Below are 21,577 nucleotides of genomic sequence, written 5' to 3' on the forward strand. Positions count from 1 at the left end.
TGAACATTCTAAAAGCGGGTATCCCATTACCAGCAGATGAAGGCTCTTCCAAATTCGTGAACATTGTATGTCAAAAGTGTGATAAAGTTGTGAGCTTTATTTGAAGTTCTCGTGACATTTAATTACGGATAAGCCACATTTCAAGGGATTCTGATACTATGAAGGCAAAGGTTTTTTGTCATTTGGTTTTGCCTTTGATATCCATTGTGATTTGTTTCACAATGTACTATAATCACTTGTGGTTCGATTTAAATAAGGCAAAAGGAATGCTTTTAAATAGAGAAAGGAAGGTGGACCTGGTGATGCAACGGTTAAAGCCGTTTTTAACATTCGGGTTATTGATGGCCGTGTTCATGCTAAGCGGCTGCAGCGATATGGTGGTTTTAGATCCTAAAGGACCTGTTGGTGAACAGCAGAAGGGTCTTATTATGTATTCGATCTGGTTTATGTTATTTATCTTGCTGGTCGTATATGCACTTACAGCTTTTATTGTTTATAAATATCGTGACCGCAAAAATCATAAGGGCTATGATCCTGATAATGAAGGAAGTCATTTGCTTGAGACGATTTGGTGGATCATTCCTATTATTATTACCATTGCATTGGCTGTTCCAACGGTTAAAACGATCTACTCTCTAGAAGGACCTCCTGAAGAGACGAAAGATCAAAAACCATTGGTCATCCACGCAACTTCTATCGATTGGAAATGGGTGTTCACATACCCTGAGCAAGACATTGAAACAGTGAACTATCTTCATATCCCTGAAGATCGGCCTGTATTATTTAAATTGACTTCAGCCGATTCTATGGCATCATTCTGGGTTCCTCAGCTAGGCGGTCAAAAGTATGCGATGGCTGGTATGGAGACAAAGCTTTATTTGCAAGCTGATGAGCAAGGAACATATGAGGGACGAAACTCCAACTTTACAGGAGAAGGGTTCACAGATCATACGTTTGATGTAATGGCTATGTCAGATGAAGAGTTTGAAAAGTGGGCGAGTGAGACAAAAGCTGATGCTCCTGAACTGACGAAGGAGCAATACGATAAGCTGATGCTTCCTGGCCACGTGAAAGAAATGACGTTCTCTTCTACTCACTTAGGTTTTGTTAACCATGCTGATGAAGCTGATTATGCGATTAAAGCTCGTGAGCGATTAGGCTATGAGCCGTTAATTCCTCACTCCAAAGCAGCAAAAGAAAAACGTGAAGAAGAAAAGAAAAAGAAACAACAAGAACAAGAAGAATCAGAGTCTCATGGGGATTCACATGCCCATTAACAGAGGAGGCAACTTAATATGAAATGGGATGAATTTTTCGTAACAGGCGACCCGCTGATCTATGGGGCTGACGTTTCCATTGTCTTAACAATGGTGGGGGTCCTGTTTTACTTGACTAGATATAAAAAGTGGAAATGGCTATGGACAGAATGGCTAACAACCGTTGACCATAAAAAACTCGGTATCATGTATATCGTTTCTGCCGTTCTTATGCTTTTCCGCGGTGGTGTCGATGCGCTATTAATGCGTACTCAGCTTGCTGTTCCTGAGGCGAAGTTCCTCGATTCGCAGCACTATAACGAGATTTTTACAACTCACGGTACGATCATGATCATCTTCATGGCAATGCCGTTCTTAATAGGTATTATAAACGTAGTTGTCCCGTTGCAGATTGGAGCTCGTGATGTAGCTTATCCATATTTAAACGCCGTAAGTTTCTGGACGTTCTTTATCGGTGCTATGCTGTTTAACATTTCATTTGTTATCGGTGGATCACCATCAGCGGGCTGGACGAGTTACATGCCGCTTGCAAGTAACGAACTCAGTCCGGGACCAGGGCAGAACTACTACTTATGGGGTCTGCAGATTGCGGGTATCGGTACATTATTAACCGGTATTAACTTCCTTGTTACGATTCTTAAGATGCGTGCACCGGGAATGACATTATTCCGTATGCCGATGTTCACTTGGTCATCGCTTGTAACAATGGTTATTATCATTTTTGCTTTCCCAATTTTAACAGTAGCACTAGCACTTATGTCATTTGACCGTTTATTCGGAAGTCATTTCTTTACTCTTCAAGGGGAAGGGATGGATATGCTTTGGGCAAACCTCTTCTGGTTGTGGGGTCACCCAGAGGTATATATCGTAATCTTGCCGGCATTCGGTATTTTCTCAGAAATTATTTCTACGTTCTCTAAAAAAACGTTGTTTGGTTATAAGGCCATGATCTGGTCTATGCTTCTTATCGCTGGATACAGTTTCTTGGTATGGGTCCACCACTTCTTTACGATGGGCTCAGGAGCAGCCGTTAACTCTGTATTCTCCATTACAACAATGGCGATCGGTATTCCGACGGGGGTTAAGATCTTTAACTGGCTGTTCACGATGTACAGAGGTAAGATTCAGTTTACAACACCGATGCTCTGGTCACTAGGCTTTATTGTGAACTTCGTAGTCGGCGGGGTTACAGGTGTCATGCTTGCAATGGCAGCTGCTGACTATCAGTACCACAACACATACTTCCTGGTATCTCACTTCCACTATGTGCTGATCGCAGGTACAGTGTTTGGCTGTTTTGCAGGTCTAATCTACTGGTACCCTAAGATGTTTGGCTACAAGCTGAACGAACGTATCGGTAAATGGGTATTCTGGCTGTTCACAATCGGATTTAACGTATGTTTCATGCCTCAATACTTCCTAGGTCTTGATGGTATGCCTAGACGTGTTTACACGTACAGCGAAGAGTCTGGCTGGGGTCCACTGAACATGGTTTCTACACTTGGCGGATTCATGATGGGTATCGCGTTCTTAGTTCTTGTTTACAACATGTACTACAGCTTCCGTTTCGCGAAGCGTGAAACAACTGGTGACGCTTGGGATGGCCGTACGCTTGAATGGTCTACTCCTTCAGCAATGCCGCCATTTTATAACTTTGCTAAAATTCCAGAGGTTACTGGTCTTGACCATTTCTGGAGACAGAAACAAGCAGGCAAGGTAGAGAAGTTAACTGCTAAAGATATTAAAAAGATTCATATGCCTAACAACTCTGGTGTACCGTTCATTATGGGATCGTTCTTCTTCGTTCTCGGATTCGGTTTTGTATTTGACTGGATGTGGATGGCGATTCTCGGTGGAATCGGTGTTATCGGAACATTGATCTATCGTTCATTTGAATATGATGACGGGTATTATGTAAGTGTTGAAGAAGTACTTGAAACAGAAAAGATTTCTAAATAAGGAGGCGTGAAAAAATGGCACATGCAGAAACACACGACCCCAACACGCCTTTAGAGTATCATTCGGAGGTCGGGCGTTTAAATATTCTCGGTTTCTGGATTTTCCTAGGGGCAGAAATTGCGTTGTTCGCAACGCTATTCGCAACATATATGGTATTAACACATCGTATTGCTGACGGTCCGGCTCTTGGTGAACTGTTTGAAATAAAGAGTTTGTTGATTCAAACCTTCTTGCTTCTAACAAGTAGTTTCACTTGTGGACTCGCTGTTCACGAAATGCGCCGTCATAATGTAAAAGGCTTGATGCTTTGGATGATTATAACTCTTGGGTTGGGTCTCGGATTCCTTTACTTCGAGATTCAGGAGTTCTTGCACTTCATTCATGAGGGTGCAAACATTGGTACAAGTGCAGCATGGTCAGGATTCTTCGTTCTTGTAGGTACGCACGGTGCCCACGTAACGTTTGGTATCTTCTGGGTAACGATGGTATTGATCCAAGTGGCTAAGCGCGGTTTGACGCCAGCCACTTCTGCAAAAGTTTTCATCACCAGTCTATACTGGCACTTCTTAGACGTTGTGTGGATTTTCATCTTCACTGCCGTTTATCTGATGGGGATGGTGATGCATCATGGCTAACAAAACAGCAGCTAATGGACATGGCGGATTCCCTTGGAAACACTTGATTGGATTCGTGCTATCCATCGTGTTGACACTGTTCGCATTATGGGTTGCATTGGAAACTGATTTATCACTGACTTGGATTTTAATTATTATTTTCGGATTTGCGATCTTGCAGGCCGCACTGCAGCTCCTGATGTTCATGCACTTAACAGAGAATTCATCGAGCACTAAGCTTACGGGCCGCGTACAGGTAGGTAACATCCTATTCGCAGCTTTCGTAGCGATCGTAATCGTTGTCGGCTCTGTCTGGGTATTGACAGCAGGACACGCAAAACACGACAAACATGACGAACCGAAGACTGAGAACCATGAAAACCATGGTGGTGGACATGATTCTGAGGAGCATGGGAGTCATTAATATGATTGAGAAAGCCTCTTGCTTTAGGTAGCAGGAGGCTTTTTTGTGGGAATTGGATGATGAGGTCTCTCGTTTGGCGAGAGCCTTCGATATTATTGAAATTTTGCTAGCCCTAGGGATTTATGCTCGCCCTGGGGGATTTATGCTCGCCCTGAGAGTTTTATGCTCGCCAAAAAAACTTTAGCCTTCTTGAATTTATGTGGGGAGTTGAAGGTGATATCGTCTTCCTTTACCTGAGCCTGTATATGGCAAGTTCATTGAAGAAAATATTCGTGTAGCCACATGTCTAGACGAAATCTGCAAAAAATCGCAAGCTTCCTTATTTGAAATAGAAGTTCCATAGAGGAGTGCATAATCTTCAAGTGTGGGTAAATGAAGGCTCACATATTTCAAAGAACACTTCGAACAAAACCAAGCCCCATACTTCCTCACAACAGGCATATAAAAGCACTTAGTACAATAAACCACTTTGATTATGTCCTTTTCTTCAATCTGATACCTTTTTAATAAGTCGGGGTTGTCTGGAGTATGCTGGCGGACGAGAAGTTTTGAAAGCTTTGTGATCTCTTTTTTTGTCAGTTTCTCAACGGAATACATCTTATCGAAAACTTGAATTCGTTCTTGTAGATAAGGACTATGGGTGACATATTGAAGTACTTCTTTATGAGAGGGAAGGGATTTGATGATGGTTCTGGGGTTACTCATTACAACAAAGGAATGAATAGGGAGATTAGGAACACGATTTCTAGACAGCCAATCGGTTAAATGTGATCGCTGGCGTTTTACTTGATAAATCGGATTTTGAAAAGCTTCTTCACTGCCATCATCTCTTACTCGTATCACTTGATTAAGATGATCAAAATGTAGAGTGCCAGTGATGTATTTTACTTCGAGGATTAAAATATAGCGTGTGGATATAAGAAGCGTATCAATCTGAAAAAAACTATCGTGGGCAGCAAGCCTCAAGTCATGAAGGACAGTATACCCTTTACTTAAGAAAGGTTTTAAAAAATAATCATTGGATTGTTCACCATGATGTCCTGCAAGTCTTCCGCCTAATTCATCAGCAATGGTTAAAAGTTTGGGGTGGTTTTGAATTAAACGACGCTGGAATACCTCTAGCTTTTTGATTCTAAGCGACTTTGAGCGATCTTTAACTAGCATTGACGACCTCCTTTGCTATCTAACTATTTCTCCTTAACAGAAGTTTTACCTCCCTAAAAAACAACAAAAAAGCAGCCCCGCCAAAGCGAGACTGCTTTCAAACTTGGCGACCGCCAAGCACAATATTTTTTATCTAACCTGCCCATCACCAGTCATTCGATATTTAATCGTAGTCAGTGCTGGCAGACCCATCGGCCCTCGAGCATGAAGCTTCTGTGTCGAGATTCCAATCTCAGCTCCAAACCCAAGCGCTGAGCCGTCTGTGAAGCGTGTTGAAGCATTTTGGTATACGGCAGCTGCGTCAACTGCATTCAAGAAGCTTACAGCCGTCTCAGCATCTTCTGTCACCACTGCTTCAGAATGCTTCGTGCCATAACGCTCAATGTGAGCCACAGCTTCTTCGACTGATCCAACGACTTTCACAGCTACAGCCAGACTTAAATATTCCTCAGCCCAGTCTTTTTCAGTAGCTGGGATAACGTCAGGCAGTACCTCAGCAGCCTTTTCGTCACCATGAACTTCAATCCCATGCTTATCAAATAACGCAACGACACAATCTTTATTTTGTTCTAACCATGCTTCATGGAAGATGAACGTCTCGGCTGCATTACACACTGCAGGTCGGTCAGTTTTTGCATTTTCTAAAATAGCCAGTGCTTTTTCAACGTCTGCAAACTGATCGACATAGATGTGGCAATTACCTACACCTGTTTCAAGCACAGGTACCGTTGCATTTTCTACAACTGTCTTAATCAGCGCACCGCCGCCACGCGGGATAAGAACATCAATATGCTCTTTCATCGTAAACAATTGTCCGGCAGCTTCACGGTCTGTTGAAGCGATGAACTGTACAGCGTCCTCAGGGATCTTTGTGTCAGCTAATGCTTTATGAATGACAGATACGATTGCTGAGTTTGAATGAATCGCATTCGATCCGCCTTTAAGAACGATAGCATTCCTAGATTTCAGTGCTAATCCAGTAGCATCAACGGTTACATTCGGACGTGCTTCATAAATCATTCCGATTACACCTAACGGAACGCGTACTTGTTCTACTTTTAGTCCGTTATCTAACGTCCATTCTGATAAAATTTCCCCGACAGGATCCTGAAGTTCAACAACTTCGCGAAGGCCATCAGCAAATTCTTTTACACGGTCAGAAGTTAGGCGCAGACGGTCCATAAGGGCGTCTGAAAAACCTTTTTCTTCACCATTTACTAAATCTTTTTTGTTCTCTATTAAAATAAAATCCGATTCTTTTTCTAATACATCTGCGATTACTAATAAAGCTTCGTTTTTCTCTTGTTCAGTCAGTAAGGCCAGCTTTTTAGAAGCCTTTTGTGCAAGCTTTGCCTGGTCTTTTACATTTAATGGTTTGGTTGTACTTTTAAAAGTACTCATCCAACGCCTCCTTGTTATTTTTAAACGTTTGTTTAAATTCCATCAAAAAATCTTAGTGAATCGGTACAGCTAAACGTGTGTGGCACACTAAATCATCATTGTTGATCGCTTCTTCTGGACCAACGTCTTCCAGTTCGTCTGTTGAAAAACCTTTGATTTTAATAAGCTGTTTTGATGAATAATTAGAAACACCTAGTCCAACTTCATTACCATCTAAGTCTTTGATGCGGACGACCGAACCTTTTTTAAAGTGTCCACTTACATAGTGGATTCCAGTAGGATAAAGGCTTTTCAAATCATCGATTCCTTCTTTTGCTTTATTAGTTACGACAATTTCGCCTTCAGGACCTGAATGGAAAGCAATCCATTGCAATTTTGTATCCAGGTTGAATTCATTCTTTTTCGGAACAAAATAAGTTCCTCGTGCGTTTCCTGTAACTGCTTTATGAATGATGTCATTTGCAGTTGCATTACCAAGGAATGATGAGATGCCTGAAGCCATTGCAATCTTGACTGCATCAATTTTAGAGCGCATTCCGCCTGTGCCGACCGCACTTCCGGGTTCGCCAGCCGAATCCTCAATTTCTGGTGTGATTTCGCTTACTTTCGTTAATAGTTTAGCTTCTGGATTTTTTCTTGGGTCTTCTGTATATAGACCGTCAATATCTGAAAGGATGATCAGTTGATCCGCATCTACAAGTCCTGCAACTTTTGCAGAAAGTGTATCGTTATCTCCAAACTTTAAACGTTCGACTGTTACCGTATCATTTTCATTCACGATTGGAATGATGCCGCGGTCTAAGAGAACATTTATTGTATTTCGTGCATTGTGATAACGATTGCGGTCAGAAAAGTCACTTCTAGTAATCAAGATTTGTGAAGCAGTATAGCCATGTGAAACAAATCTTTCAGAATAAGCTTCCATTAGAAGACCTTGCCCGATTGAAGCAGCTGCTTGTTTTTCAGATAAGGTAGTTGGACGGTTTAAACATCCTAATCTTCTATAGCCTGCTGCAACTGCGCCTGATGAAACCAGCAATACTTCGTGTCCTTCATCTTTTAATTTTACGACTTCATCTACAAGACGTTCTAATTTACGTCTGCTAATGTCACCAAGTCCGCTCGTCAATGAGCTGGAACCAATCTTTATTACAATACGTTTATTTTTTGTTTCATTAAAAGCCATATTCGGTGTTAATCACTCCTGTTTTGTTAGTTAGTTTTTTGTATTTTTATTTACTTGTCCGGTCAAAAATTCAACGTTACTGAGTATAACATGGTTAGATTTTTTGACAACAGGGTTTGGTGAGATAGTGTAGAAAACGGGAAAAAAGTGAAGAAAATCGAAGAAAAGAAGGATAAATACGCTATAGAGGGTGAGTGGAGATGACAAGGTGATGAGCAGCGATATATAGTGAAATTTTTGAGGTTTAATTTACCAATAAATGAAAAATCCCCTCTAATTTAATAGAGGGGATCAATGGCTATTTCTTAATATTCTTTTTCCATTTTGCGTTTCGCCAAGTATGGACGGCCCCAAACAACGTATGCTGCATAATGAGCAAAAACGACGTTTGCAATGAATACCGTTATAAAGAAACTATGAACAAACAGGCTTAAACTGTCATATGCCATAAATAATCCAACGTAAGTCCATAACAGGGCGATAAACGGTATCTGTGCAAGTGCGAGCTTGCGACTATCATGCCACAAGAATAGCGGTGTCGCAGTTGCTACAAACAAATAAACCATAAAAACATCCATTACATATCAACCCCTTGAAGTAGTGTACACGCTTACAATTTTGACAAATTAGCGTCTAAAATGTGAACGATTTGTTACATTTAGTATACCACAATAGGAGGAAAATGCCACATGGATTTGTACATTTTTTTGAAAATTCAAGTTATTAATCGTAAAAAAAGAATTCGAAAGCCCAGCAGGCAACGAATTCTTATACTTAAAATTATAACGGATACCGCCAAAATCTTTCTTTTTGAACCCATTCGAGCATCGCAGGATCTTTTTCTACGCTATTAACAAGCCATTGCGTCTGGGAGCGATGTGCTTTGATGCAGTTCATTTTATCTTCAAAAACATCAGAAACATCTGTAACGATGTGAGGAGCACCAAGGTCCTCTTCAGAATTCTTGGCAAAAGCTACACACAAAAGCTCTGGACGTTCCGACTCAGCCATGCTTTTAACCGCTCGAACTACGGCTCTTCCCGTTGCTTCATGATCGGGGTGCACGCTGTATCCCGGATAAAAAGTAATAATAGTTGCTGGCTTCACTTCATCAATGACAGATAAAAATTGTTCAGCGAGAAGCTGTTCGTCTTCAAATTCAATCGTCTTATCGCGAAGTCCAAATTGACGAAGATCTTCAATGCCGACTGCCGCACAAGCATTTTCCAATTCTTTTTGGCGGATAAGAGGGAGGGATTCACGAGTTGCGAAAGGCGGATTTCCCATGTTTCTCCCCATCTGGCCTAAAGTAAGGCAAATATAAGTAACGGGTGAACCCTTTTTCGTGTGTTTGGCAATTGTTCCTGATACTCCGAAAGCTTCGTCATCCGGATGAGGAAAGATGACTAATAAGTGATCGTTCATGAATGATAACCTCCTTTATACATCAAATGGGGAAGAACTGAGCTGAAGAGCGACAGCCAGACGTCCTTCCTGATCGTGACCCGCTAGAAGAAGCCTTCCTTCTGAGTCGATTTCCCAATGTGTTAATCCTTCGGCATAGATCCAGCCAAGTTCAATCTTTAAACCGACACGAAAAGGACCGATTCCCATGATCTTTCCAGACAAAGGTGTTACTTTTCCGTTTCGGATATATGCATTAACAGTAAGTACTGATTCATTATTGTGATTGGCATAAGCGCCGTTTGTGGTTTCCAAATGCAAATAAAGTTCTTTACCGATAAGTTGATCCAGTGCGTTCTGGACGTCATTAGCTTGAATAGGCTGCATACTTCACACTCCTGCTTATGATAGATGTACTTATTATAATTCAAAACAGCAGAAATCGTGTATGATATGCCTGCTATAAAAAAGAGAGCTGATTGCAAGAACCAGACTCTCATAAAAAATTACTTATTCAATTTATCGCGGTATGCTCCGTGCCATGTTGGTCCTACATATTGATTAAGTTCAAAACCAGATGCGATCGCTTCTGTAATAAAATCTTTTGCCGTAAGAATCGCTTCACGGGCAGGCTTTCCTTTTGCAAGTTCAGCTGTGATTGCAGCTGAGAAAGTGCATCCTGCTCCATGCGTCCACGTTGTTTCGATTCTCTCTGATTCTAATACTTCGAACTCGTTTCCATCATATAAAACATCTACAGCACTTTCGTGATCCAGCTTGCCGCCGCCTTTTACGATAACGTATTTTGCGCCGTTAGCTTGAATCTTATGAGCTGCTTCCATCATCTGTTCAACTGTTGTGATTGGTTCCATTCCAGCTAATTGTGCTGCTTCAAAAAGGTTAGGTGTAACAACTGTTGCTTTTGGTACAAGGACGTTCTGCAGTGTGCTTGCCAGTTCAGGGTGCAGTGGTTCTGCTCCTTTACAAACCATTACTGGATCGATTACTACGTTTTGAAGGTTATGTTTTTCAATTAGATCAGCTGTTATTTGGATTGCTTCCACAGATGCAAGCATGCCTGTTTTTAATGCATCAACTCCAATTCCTGATACGACAGTTTCCAGCTGTTTTTTAAACATATCAGCCGGAAGTAAAAATACTTCGTGGAACCAGTCGCGATGCGGATCTTGAGCGACTACAACGTTAAGTGCTGTCATGCCGTAAACGCCAAGCTCCTGGAACGTTTTTAAATCTGCTTGAATACCTGCTCCGCCGCTAGTATCAGAGCCTGCGATAGTAAGTGCTTTTTTAGGTGACATTCTATGATCTCCTTTTCAGTTGTTTCTGCTTCTGTAACAGATTATATCAAAAGAAAATAGGAAAAGGAAAAGAAGCGTTTATTAGTAAATAACACCAATCAAACGAAATAGTTGACTTATTTGTATATACAGGTAAAATTGTTTTTGTAATATGTATATACAAGTCTTAAATTCTTTGCAAACGCTTAATACAGCAGTTTGATTAAAGTACTAGTTTTCATCAAATGATAATTAAGGGTATAGAAACGATAAGACCTTTTTTTATCAGCAGTAATGGAAACGGTTTCTAGGAGGGAACATTAATGAGCAAAATCCGCGAAACAGCTGAACAAATCGTCGTGGCTCTCGGCGGTAAAGATAATATATCTGCGGCTACACACTGTGTCACACGGCTTCGCCTTGCATTGAAGGACGAAGGGAAAGTAGATGAAAAAGCACTTGAGGATATTGATCTAGTTAAAGGATCGTTCTCAGCAAACGGCCAGTATCAAGTCGTAATCGGACAAGGAACTGTTGATAAAGTGTACAACGAATTTATCGACATTACTGGTACAGGACGGGCTTCAAAGGAAGACATTAAAGACGAAGCAAGCAAGAAATTGAATCCGCTTCAACGAGCGATCAAAGCATTAGCGGATATTTTCATTCCGATCCTTCCTGCCATCGTTACAGCAGGTTTATTAATGGGTATCAACAACATTCTGACAGGCCCGGGAATTTTTTATGATGAAAAATCATTTATTGATGTTCATAAAAACTGGGCAGATCTCGCTGGCATCATTAACCTGATCGCCAATACCGCTTTCGTGTTCTTGCCTGCTTTAATCGGATGGTCAGCGGTTAAAAAGTTTGGCGGGAGTCCGCTGCTTGGTATCGTGCTTGGACTGATGCTCGTCCATCCAGATCTTTTAAATGCTTGGGACTACGGTAAAACAAAGGATATTCCAACATGGAATCTGTTTGGTCTGCCGATTGAAAAAGTCGGTTATCAAGGTCAAGTATTGCCAGTACTAATTGCATCTTATGTATTGGCTAAAATTGAACTCTTTTTGAAAAAGCGTATTCCCGATTCACTGCAGCTGTTGTTAGTTGCACCAATCACATTGTTAGTAACAGGATTCTTAGCATTTATCGTTATCGGTCCAATTACGTTCTCGATTGGAAATGCTGTGACAGACTTCTTTGTATCTATTTTTGATAACTTTGCTTGGTTAGGCGGATTGATTTACGGAGGATTCTACGCACTTCTCGTTGTGACGGGTATGCACCATACGTTCTTAGCTGTCGATCTGCAGCTTATTTCAAATACGGGCGGAACATTCTTATGGCCGATGCTTGCATTATCAAATATCGCTCAAGGTTCAGCTGCACTTGCCATGTTCGTTGCTTCACGCGATGAGAAGCTTAAAGGTTTAGCTGGAACATCTGCTTTATCAGCTTATCTCGGAATCACAGAACCTGCTATGTTCGGGGTTAACTTACGCTTTAAATATCCATTTATCTTTGCGATGATCGGTTCTGCAATCGCGGGTATCGTGATTACGATTGCTGGCGTAAAAGCATCTTCCATTGGTGTAGGCGGAATTCCTGGATTCCTTTCAATCCTGCCTGGAAGCTGGGGTTCATTCTTTATCGGAATGGGAATCGTAATCGTCGTGCCATTTGTATTGACGTATTTCTATGCAAAATTGAAAAAAGATAAGTAAACACTAAAACAAGTAAAACCAAACAACCGGATGAACTTTAAATTCCGGTTGTTTTCATTCATTATAGAAGGCTCTTTTCAAAAAGCTGCTTTCAAAAAGAAGATTGTTCTCCTGAGAGATATTGAAGAGCACATCTTTGAAACGGTTAATTGGAGAGGAAGGGCGAGACTCCTCGAAAATGCAATTTACATTTTCTTCGTGCGATGTAATGCTGTCGCAGCCTTCCTTGTCCTGCAGGATGAGTGGGACAGGTGAGACCGATCATGTCGCTATGCGACGATTGGGCTCACCGCACACCTGCGGAAAGCGAGTCCTGCAGCGGAAATTAACCTCATTCAAACGGAGATCAACTACTTTCAAGAACAACAAAGAATACGAAAACAGCCTTATCGAAAATAATTATGGCGGTGAAAAAAATGAAGAACGAACCATGGTGGAAACGATCAGTTGTCTATCAGATATATCCGAAAAGTTTTAATGATACAACAGGGAACGGAACTGGAGATATTCAAGGGATCATTGATAAGCTGGATTATCTGAAGAACTTAGGGGTCGATGTATTATGGCTGACCCCGATCTATGATTCTCCGCAGCGTGATAACGGATATGACATCCGTGATTATTATAAAATTTTTGATGAATATGGAACGATGGAAGACTTCGACCGCTTATTGGCTGAAGCGCACAAACGAAATCTGAAAATCATCATGGATATTGTCGTAAACCACACAAGCACTGAACATGAATGGTTTGAGCAGTCCCGTTCCTCTAAAAACAGCCCGTATCGAGATTTTTACATTTGGAAGGATCCTGTTGATGGCGGCGAACCGACGAACTGGGTTTCCAAATTTGGAGGTTCTGCATGGAAATTAGATGAAGCAACAGGACAATATTATCTTCATCTCTTCGACGTTACGCAGGCTGATCTCAACTGGGAAAACGAAGAGGTCCGCCAGAAAGTTTATGAGATGATGAACTTCTGGTTTGAGAAGGGTGTTGATGGCTTCCGTCTGGATGTTATTAATCTAATCTCAAAAAATCAAGAGTTTCCTGATGATGATGGATCAGTGGCACCTGGTGATGGCCGTAAATTTTACACAGACGGACCGCGCGTTCACGAATATATGCAGGAGATGAACAGAAAGGTGTTCTCGAAGTATGATGTGTTGACCGTAGGAGAAATGTCATCTACAACGATCGACAATTGTGTAAAGTACACAAATCCAGACCGTAAAGAGTTAAGCATGACTTTCAACTTTCATCATCTGAAAGTGGATTATCCGAATGGTGAAAAGTGGAGTGTTGCTGATTTTGATTTCTTGAAGCTTAAAGAGATCTTATCCACATGGCAGGTCGAGATGCATAAAGGCGGAGGCTGGAATGCGCTCTTTTGGTGCAACCATGATCAGCCAAGAATCGTATCCCGTTATGGGGATGATGGAAAGTACCGTGTAGAATCAGCAAAAATGCTTGCCACAACGATCCATATGATGCAAGGTACACCTTACATCTATCAAGGTGAAGAGTTCGGCATGACAAATCCGAAGTTCGATTCGATCGAGCAGTATCGCGATGTCGAGTCCTTGAACATGTTCAAGCTCTTAAAAAAAGAAGAACGAAGTGAAGATGAGATTTTAGAAATTCTGAAGCATAAATCCCGTGATAATTCCCGTACGCCTGTTCAGTGGAACGTTGAAGAGAACGCTGGATTTACATCAGGTGAGCCTTGGATTCCGGTTGCGGAGAACTATAAAGAAATTAATGCAGAAGCGGCTGTTAAGGATGATAATTCCGTCTTTTATCATTATCAAAAACTGAATCAGCTCAGAAAAGATCTGGACATTATGACATATGGTGATTATGAGCTTATTTTAGAGGATCACCCTGGGATTTTTGCTTATTTCCGTAACGGCGATAATGGCGAAAAACTGCTGGTCGTTAATAACTTTTACGGCACGGAGACAAAGTTCACTATGCCTGAAGAAAATAAGGCTGAAGGCTATAAAGCGGATGTGCTGATAAGCAACTATGATTCTGCACCGGATGATTTTTCTTCATTTATGATGAGACCGTATGAATCTGTCGTTTTTCACTTGAAAAAATAATGCTACAATAAGTATGGTGAATAATGATGCGAAAAAATAAATTTCAAGAAATCTATCAAGAACTTTCTTCACAAATAGCAGAAGGAATTATTGGGGCGAACACTCAGCTTCCATCTGAACACGAACTTGCAGACCGATACGAAACATCAAGAGAGACAGTTAGAAAGGCGCTGAACCTTTTATCACAAAACGGATTTATTCAAAAAATCCGGGGGAAAGGCTCGATCGTCCTTGAGACGAACAAGTTCAGTTTTCCTGTTTCAGGGCTAGTCAGCTTTCAAGAGCTGTCAGAAACGATGGGGAAAAGCAGTGTAACGACCGTTCATGAGTTTGGATTGATTGAACCAGACACTTTCTTACAGCAGCAGCTGCAGGCTGATTCGAATGATCTCGTTTGGAAAGTAATCCGTTCCAGACAGATTGATGGGGAAACCATCATTTTGGACAAGGATTTTTTCTTGAAAAAATACATTCCGAAGCTGTCAAAAGAAATCGGTGAAAAATCCATTTATGCTTATTTAGAAAAAGAGCTGGGATTAACAATCAGCTTTGCAAAAAAAGAAATCGTAGTCGTTGAGTGTACAGAAGAAGATAAACAGCTGATGGATCTAGATGGATTTCAGCACATTGTCGTTGTTAAAAATTATGTGTATCTCGACGATGCTAGTCTTTTTCAATATACCGAATCCCGCCACCGATTAGATAAGTTTCGATTTGTGGACTTTGCGAGGCGGGGGAGATAGGAGAATGAAGGAGTGAGGGGGAATTTGCCTCGCTCCTTTTTTTGTTGGTTTTATGGCAATTGGCGTGTCGGTTATTGTCGGCAAAATGTAAACTCGTGGATAAACGCATAAAATTTCTGGATTGAAGAGCAAAATTTTTGGATTCACGCCTAAAACTTTCGGATTCATGATCTTCCGCCACTAATTAATATCTCCCACATACACCTCAAGGACACCATTACCGCTATTTATCCCTTGAATCAACGGGATCATCTCCTTAGGATAGTAGTTAACATCCAAAAGCTGGTCAATCGGCAGCCAAACAACTGCTTTTTGAGTAGAATCCGGCTGCTTCGGTTCAAATTTCTCTGGAATCTCCTTCAAAAAAGCTTCAAAAATATGCTCTACAATGTGTCCTTGATTGTCCATAAGCTGATCAGAAATGTGATTTTTACTAATAAACTCTCGCACCCACAGAAGCCTGCCAGCTTCAACCTTCACGCCAAGTTCCTCCATACATTCACGGGCAACAGCGTCTGATAGTGTTTCATTAAAATCCTGTCCGCCGCCGGGCATTATGTATTTTTTATTATCACCGCTTTGTTTTTCAATCGTGAGTAGGTGATGATTATGTATGATTAACGCCTTCACAGAACTTCGAATTTTATACAATTGAACACCCTCCAATATTAGTCTTTACTTTAATTTACCACTCTTAAAGTGTTGACAGCATCTGTAAAGACCGTTAGTATGTAAAACAGTTACTCATTTACTTCAACGCATAAAAGCGTTTAAGCGTGTAAGTGAAATTTATGATTTATACGAACGGAGTGATACATCATTATGAAAAAACAAATCTCATTACAGATAGCGCTCGTTTTATTTGCAGCGATTTTTGCTGTTATGTTTACGAGTCTTGTTTTTATAAAAGTAGAACCACACATTCCATTGCTTGTTTGTTTAGTCTTACTGTCCGCAGTTGGTGCGGCATTTGGAGCCAGCTGGAAAACCCTCGAAAAGGGAATGTTTAATGGAATTATTGCAGGTCTTCAGCCGATCATGATTCTTTTAACGGTTGGTCTTGTTATTGCCAGCTGGATGTTAAGCGGAACGGTTCCTACGCTGCTGTTTTACGGTATGGATATCATTCAGCCAGAATGGTTCGCTGTCAGCGCACTCCTTATTACAGTGATCGTTTCATCGTTTACGGGAAGTTCTTTTACGACGGTTGGTACGGTTGGAGTCGCTCTAATGGGAATCGGACACGTGTTAGGTGTTAATCCGGCATTGGCAGCCGGAGCCGTTGTTTCCGGAGCATGTTTTGGTGATAAGATGTCGCCATTATCAGATTCTACTAACTTCGCACCTGGTGTTGTCGGTGTGAACATGTTCGAACACATTCGCCATATGATGTGGACAACAGTACCAGCATTCATACTGACGGCAGTTGCATTTTTTGTTCTTGGTGGAAAAGGGACAGGAGCCGCTAATTTTGAGGAAATTCAACAGATTCAATCTGTACTTTCCAATGAATTTCCGATCCATGCAGTAACGCTTATTTCACCGATCGTTGTACTTGTATTAGCGTTTAGAAAACTTCCGATCATTCCAATTTTATTAGCAGTTGTAGTCGTTTCAATTGCGGTTTCATTTTTCCTAGTGCCAGATCTGACTGTACAAAAAGTGATGAACGTGATGCAGAACGGTTTACAGATGGAAACCGGAAACGCAACAGTAGACAGCATCGTAAACAAAGGCGGCTTATTGTCGATTATGTGGTCGATTTCACTTGTACTTATTGCACTAGGTTTAGGCGGAGTGATTCAAGCACTTGGACTGTTTGATCTATTGTTTGGTGCTGTAAAAGACACTGCGCAAAAAGCTGGGAAGCTTATTGCAACAACATTAGCTTCTTCCGTAGGAATAAACTTGCTTGCAGGCGAGATGTACTTGTCCATTCTTTTACCTGGGCAGGCGTTAAAAGATGCATACGTAAAATCAGGTGTACCATTAAAGAACTTGTCACGAACAGTGGAAGATGGAGGAACACTCGTGAACCCGCTCGTTCCGTGGAGCGTGAGCGGAGCATTCTTCGCGTCAACACTTGGAGTGTCAGTTATTGAATACATTCCATACGCATTGTTCTTATGGTTATCACCAATGTTTACATTGCTGCTCGCGTACACAGGGTGGAGCATCGGCCAAAAGAAATCACAAGCAGATAAAGATGAACATGCAGCTGCATAAAGTAAGATTATTAGGACTCAACTGGTTTTGAAAGAAGCCTTTTGAGTCTTTTTCTTCGCCATTCTCAAGGATTTTTAGCGAGAAATTATGCTTGGGTGAAGATGAAGCTTCATGGGGTAAAACTTAAAGCAGATGGGGCGAAACCATGACTAGTTGGGGCGAAACGTGCTTAAGTTCGGGTGAAACTCCATCGCTATTGGGCGAACGTGTAATAAAGAAAAGAACACGTACCGTAAAATTTCCACCAAAAAATACTCCACATAAGAAAAAGAGGGTTTCCGGATACGGAGTCACCCTCTTTTGTTCTTTATTCTTTAACTTCTTTCTTTAGAAGTCCAGCGATAAACGCGGTAACCGCTGCACCAATTACAATAGCCAATACGTACAGAAGAGGGTTGCCGTTTACGATCGGAATGACGAATGCTCCGCCATGCGGTGCAGGCAACCCGATGCCAAATACCATGGAAAGTGCCCCAGCGACAGCTGAACCTGCGATGGCTGCAGGTATGACACGACCTGGATCGGCAGCTGCAAAGGGAATAGCTCCTTCGGTAATAAATGAAGCACCCATGATGTAGTTTGTCTTGCCGGCTTCTCTTTCAGCTTTCGTATACTTCTTTTTGAATAATGTGGTTGATAATGCAAGCCCAAGCGGCGGTACCATTCCACCAGCCATAATCGCAGCATGCGGCGCAAAGTTACCAGCATCAATCATCGCGATTCCAAATGTAAAGGCAGCTTTATTGATCGGACCGCCCATATCGATTGCCATCATTCCGCCTAAGATCAACCCAAGCAATACGAGGTTCCCAGTCCCCATTCCTTTCAGCCAAACTGTCAGCGCATCATTCAGTGCTTTTACAGGTTCGATTACAATGTACATCATAATAAGACCTGTCAGTAAAATGCCGAACAATGGATAAAGAAGAACAGGCTTGATGCCTTCCAGTGAATCTGGCAATGTACTGAACGCTTTCTTTAAGCCAAGAACGAGATAGCCAGCTAAGAAACCAGCAATCAATCCGCCTAAAAATCCAGCTCCGCCTGTTGCAGCCATAAAACCGCCGACCATACCAGGAGCAAAACCTGGTCTGTCCGCAATACTCATCGCAATGAATCCGGCAAGTACAGGGATCATTAATGCAAAAGCATTCCCACCGCCGATCGTATTTAACGCTTCAGCAATCGGGTGATAAGAAGGATCATTCGGGTCAAAGGCTTTAATTCCAAAAATGAATGAGATGGCGATCAAGATACCTCCGCCGACAACAAAAGGAAGCATGTTTGATACACCGCTCATTAAATGCTTGTAAAATCCTGATCTTCCGCTTTTCGATGTGTTATTTTTCTCACCGTATTGAGAGGAGCCGCTGCTTTTATAAACAGGTGCATCTTGATCAAGTGCTTGCTGAATAAGTTCTTTTGGTTTTCTGATCGCTTGAGCAACAGGAACCTGAATAACATGCTTTCCGTCAAAACGGTCCATTTCTACCTGCTTATCCGCTGCTACTATAATCGCGTCGGCTTCCTCAATATCTTTTTTTGTCAGGCCATTCTTGATTCCGCTCGAACCGTTTGTTTCAACTTTTAAATTTACGTCCATTTCCTTTGCTTTTGCTTTAAGGGAATCGGCCGCCATATATGTGTGGGCTATGCCTGTCGGGCAGGCTGTAACCGCTAAGATTTTTTGACGTGATGCTGAAACGATAGGGTCTTCTTCTGTTTGCATCTTTTTCTCTTTAGCGTCAATAGCCTGCAGAATTTCTTCTTTCGTTGCAGCGGTTTTGAGTTTTTTTCTGAACTCCGTGTCCATCAAAAAGCTTGAAAGTCTTGAAAGGGTGGCTAAGTGATCATTGTTTGCGCCTTTATAAGCTGCGATCATGAAGAACAAATGAGCGTTCTGACCATCCAATGAATCATAATCAATACCGTCTTGAGAACGGCCGAATGCTATTGCGGGGTGACTGACGGCATTTGTTTTAGCATGCGGGATTGCGATGCCTTCGCCAATACCTGTTGTGCTCTGGTTTTCACGCGCTAAAATCGCTTTCTTATACTCTTCTTTATTATTTAACTTGCCCGCAGCATCCAGCTGTTCGATTAGTTCATCGATTACTGACTCTTTCGTACGAGCGGCCAGGTTTAAGATAATGGTATCTTTCGTAAGTAAATCTGTGATTTTCATAATACTACCTCCCCATAAGGTAAAGCTTTATATCTCTTTAATAGAGATTTCTTTTACTAATTTTTCAACTAGCTCTTTTGTGCAAAGATCCTCCGAAAATGCAGTAGCACTTCCTGAAGCGACACCGTACTTAAATGCGGTTTGAACATCGTTATGCTGGATAATCTTTGATAGAAAACCAGCTACTACTGAATCTCCTGCGCCAACAGAATTTTTCACGATTCCAGCTGGTACATTAGCAAGAAGAGCGTGCTGTTTATTAAGGAAGATTGCTCCCTCGCCAGCCATAGAAACGATGACATTCTCCACACCTTCATTCAGCAATTTCTTCCCATAAAAAAACGCGTCTTCAATACTCTCAATCTTAGTTTGAAAAAGATCGCCCAGTTCGTGATGATTAGGTTTTATTAAAAATGGGCTATGAGGAAAAGTTTTTATAAGTGTCGTTCCTGCTGTATCAATAACTGCTTTTACACCATTTTGAAGGCATTCTTTTGCAATCTCTCCGTAAAAATCTTCTGTGATAGATTGAGGGATACTACCCGCTAAAACGAGAAAATCACCTTCATTCATACTGTTTATCTTTTCAAGCAGTTCTTGCTGCTTAGAAGAAGGGATACTTGGACCAAGTCCATTAATCTCTGTTTCTTTTTCGGATTTGAGTTTTACATTGATTCTTGTAACATCCGAAACTGTTATGAAATCGTGGGTAATCGTTTCATTTGTGAGAAATTCTTTTATGAATTCTCCCGTAAAGCCACCGGTATATCCTAAAGCAGTACTTTCAATTCCCAGACGCTTAAGGACTCTCGAAACATTGATTCCCTTTCCGCCAGGATACATTTGTGCTGTTTCTGTCCGGTTCAGATGGCCTTCTTTAAAGTCATTTACTCTTGCTACGTAATCAATGGATGGATTGAGTGTGCAAGTATAGATCATGATGTCACAACCCTTATTTCTGTTTTATCTTCAAAATCATAAGCAGCATCTTCGTCCATTTCGTTTGTTAAAATGACTGCCTCATTTAAATCAGCAACTTTCGAGAATGAAGCTTCGTTAAACTTGCTGTGATCAGCCAGAATAAAAGATTCTTGTGAAAGAGAGATTGCCAGCCGTTTTACAGCTGCTTCCTCTGGGTCAGGTGTAGTGAACCCTGCCTCAAGGTGTATGCCGTTTATTCCCATGAAGCATTTATCGAACCTGTAAGAGCTTAAGCTGTTAAGTGCTCCGCTGCCGACAAGTGCTTTGGTTTTGGGTTTAACGAGACCGCCGACCAAATACGTAGTAATTTGGTGTTCAGTCAAAGCCTCTAGATGAGAAATCCCGTTCGTTACCACTGTAATCGCTTTATCCTTCAAATGAGGGATCATTAACTGGGTTGTCGTTCCGGCATCAATGTAGATACAGTCGCCATCATTCACGATCATTGCGGCAAAGTTTGCGATTCTCTCTTTTTCTGAAGAATTTCTTGCCGACTTTTCGACCACGCTTAGCTCTTCACTTTTTTGGTGCAGAAGAGAAGCGCCTCCGTGTACTCGTTTAAGTTTCTTTTCTTTTTGAAGCTGGCTCAAATCTCTCCGGATTGTTGATTCGGAAGAAGATGTTGCTTCAACTAGTTCTTGTATCGTAACGACTTGCTTTTCGCCTAAACGTTCAATGATTTTACGGTGCCTTTCAGGAGTTAACATTTTATAAACCTCCCACAATCTTCATTCATTGACCCCAGTTTAACGTAAGCCCTTACATTTTTCAATCAAAAACATTCAAATGCAATCAAAAACAATCAAATGATATCATCACCAAATTCATCCAATTGCTTGTTATAATAAAAAAAACATGTTAAAGGGCTGTTTTCATAATCATT

At 41.4% G+C, this 21,577-nt stretch carries 19 protein-coding genes; 8 read left to right on the forward strand and 11 right to left on the reverse strand.

Annotated features, from left to right (window positions below; translation table 11 throughout):
- Positions 1–299 precede the first annotated feature (299 nt).
- Genes qoxA through qoxD form a run of 4 tightly spaced genes read left to right on the forward strand, consistent with a single transcriptional unit; the run spans position 300 to position 4,274 of the window.
- Positions 300–1,277, forward strand: a complete 978-nt coding sequence (qoxA, locus tag ACFW35_RS17600; RefSeq protein ID WP_379847771.1) for a cytochrome aa3 quinol oxidase subunit II — start codon at positions 300–302, stop codon at positions 1,275–1,277.
- An 18-nt stretch (positions 1,278–1,295) separates the two neighbouring features.
- A complete protein-coding gene (gene qoxB, locus ACFW35_RS17605; RefSeq protein WP_379847772.1) occupies positions 1,296–3,236 on the forward strand; it encodes a cytochrome aa3 quinol oxidase subunit I in 1,941 nt (646 codons plus the stop codon).
- 14 nt (positions 3,237–3,250) lie between these two features.
- A complete protein-coding gene (gene qoxC, locus ACFW35_RS17610; protein WP_379847774.1) occupies positions 3,251–3,871 on the forward strand; it encodes a cytochrome aa3 quinol oxidase subunit III in 621 nt (206 codons plus the stop codon).
- Positions 3,864–4,274 carry a cytochrome aa3 quinol oxidase subunit IV gene (qoxD, locus tag ACFW35_RS17615; protein WP_379847775.1) on the forward strand — a complete coding sequence of 137 codons (411 nt, stop codon included), beginning with the start codon at positions 3,864–3,866 and terminating at the stop codon, positions 4,272–4,274. The genes qoxC and qoxD overlap by 8 nt, the downstream gene beginning before the upstream one ends.
- A 195-nt stretch (positions 4,275–4,469) precedes the next feature.
- On the opposite strand, the gene ACFW35_RS17620 is transcribed toward qoxD, so the two are convergent.
- From ACFW35_RS17620 to pdxK, 7 genes are all read right to left on the reverse strand, one after another.
- Positions 4,470–5,438: a nuclease-related domain-containing protein gene (locus ACFW35_RS17620; RefSeq protein ID WP_379847777.1), complete on the reverse strand. Its 969-nt coding sequence runs from the start codon at positions 5,436–5,438 to the stop codon at positions 4,470–4,472.
- A gap of 129 nt (positions 5,439–5,567) precedes the next feature.
- Entirely contained in the window at positions 5,568–6,839 is a 1,272-nt protein-coding gene (locus ACFW35_RS17625) for a glutamate-5-semialdehyde dehydrogenase (RefSeq protein WP_379847778.1), read from the reverse strand.
- 52 nt (positions 6,840–6,891) lie between these two features.
- Entirely contained in the window at positions 6,892–8,025 is a 1,134-nt protein-coding gene (proB, locus tag ACFW35_RS17630; RefSeq protein WP_379847780.1) for a glutamate 5-kinase, read from the reverse strand.
- A gap of 305 nt (positions 8,026–8,330) precedes the next feature.
- A complete protein-coding gene (locus tag ACFW35_RS17635; protein ID WP_066286041.1) occupies positions 8,331–8,603 on the reverse strand; it encodes a spore morphogenesis/germination protein YwcE in 273 nt (90 codons plus the stop codon).
- 202 nt (positions 8,604–8,805) lie between these two features.
- Entirely contained in the window at positions 8,806–9,450 is a 645-nt protein-coding gene (bshB2, locus tag ACFW35_RS17640; protein WP_379847782.1) for a bacillithiol biosynthesis deacetylase BshB2, read from the reverse strand.
- A gap of 15 nt (positions 9,451–9,465) precedes the next feature.
- Complete coding sequence (locus ACFW35_RS17645) at positions 9,466–9,816, reverse strand: YojF family protein (protein ID WP_251323263.1); 351 nt, start codon at positions 9,814–9,816, stop codon at positions 9,466–9,468.
- A gap of 119 nt (positions 9,817–9,935) precedes the next feature.
- On the reverse strand, positions 9,936–10,748 hold the full coding sequence (gene pdxK, locus ACFW35_RS17650; protein WP_379837651.1) for a pyridoxine/pyridoxal/pyridoxamine kinase: 813 nt from the start codon (positions 10,746–10,748) through the stop codon (positions 9,936–9,938).
- A 302-nt stretch (positions 10,749–11,050) separates the two neighbouring features.
- Between pdxK and treP the strand changes: the two genes are divergently transcribed.
- From treP to treR, 3 genes are all read left to right on the forward strand, one after another.
- Positions 11,051–12,454 carry a PTS system trehalose-specific EIIBC component gene (gene treP, locus ACFW35_RS17655; RefSeq protein ID WP_379847783.1) on the forward strand — a complete coding sequence of 468 codons (1,404 nt, stop codon included), beginning with the start codon at positions 11,051–11,053 and terminating at the stop codon, positions 12,452–12,454.
- A 416-nt stretch (positions 12,455–12,870) separates the two neighbouring features.
- Positions 12,871–14,559, forward strand: coding sequence for an alpha,alpha-phosphotrehalase (gene treC / locus ACFW35_RS17660; protein ID WP_379847785.1), 1,689 nt, complete (start codon positions 12,871–12,873; stop codon positions 14,557–14,559).
- Between the two features lie 26 nt (positions 14,560–14,585).
- On the forward strand, positions 14,586–15,302 hold the full coding sequence (treR, locus tag ACFW35_RS17665) for a trehalose operon repressor (protein ID WP_379847786.1): 717 nt from the start codon (positions 14,586–14,588) through the stop codon (positions 15,300–15,302).
- Between the two features lie 180 nt (positions 15,303–15,482).
- Here the strand turns inward: treR and ACFW35_RS17670 are convergent, their stop codons facing one another.
- Entirely contained in the window at positions 15,483–15,953 is a 471-nt protein-coding gene (locus ACFW35_RS17670; RefSeq protein ID WP_379847788.1) for an NUDIX domain-containing protein, read from the reverse strand.
- Positions 15,954–16,124: 171 nt separating this feature from the next.
- Between ACFW35_RS17670 and nhaC the strand changes: the two genes are divergently transcribed.
- Positions 16,125–17,528 carry a Na+/H+ antiporter NhaC gene (nhaC, locus tag ACFW35_RS17675; RefSeq protein ID WP_379847789.1) on the forward strand — a complete coding sequence of 468 codons (1,404 nt, stop codon included), beginning with the start codon at positions 16,125–16,127 and terminating at the stop codon, positions 17,526–17,528.
- 307 nt (positions 17,529–17,835) lie between these two features.
- Here nhaC and ACFW35_RS17680 read toward each other — a convergent pair whose 3' ends face one another.
- The 3 genes from ACFW35_RS17680 to ACFW35_RS17690 are packed head-to-tail and all read right to left on the reverse strand — an operon-like array spanning position 17,836 to position 21,401.
- Entirely contained in the window at positions 17,836–19,713 is a 1,878-nt protein-coding gene (locus ACFW35_RS17680; protein WP_379847791.1) for a PTS fructose transporter subunit IIABC, read from the reverse strand.
- Positions 19,714–19,740: 27 nt separating this feature from the next.
- Positions 19,741–20,652 (reverse strand): 1-phosphofructokinase, encoded by a 912-nt coding sequence (pfkB, locus tag ACFW35_RS17685; RefSeq protein WP_379847792.1) that lies wholly within the window; start codon positions 20,650–20,652, stop codon positions 19,741–19,743.
- Entirely contained in the window at positions 20,649–21,401 is a 753-nt protein-coding gene (locus tag ACFW35_RS17690) for a DeoR/GlpR family DNA-binding transcription regulator (protein WP_379847794.1), read from the reverse strand. Before ACFW35_RS17690 ends, pfkB begins: the two co-directional genes overlap by 4 nt.
- Between the last annotated feature and the right edge of the window lie 176 nt (positions 21,402–21,577).

This window comes from Fictibacillus sp. NPDC058756, assembly GCF_042746035.1.
In the GTDB taxonomy this organism is placed as follows: domain Bacteria; phylum Bacillota; class Bacilli; order Bacillales; family Fictibacillaceae; genus Fictibacillus.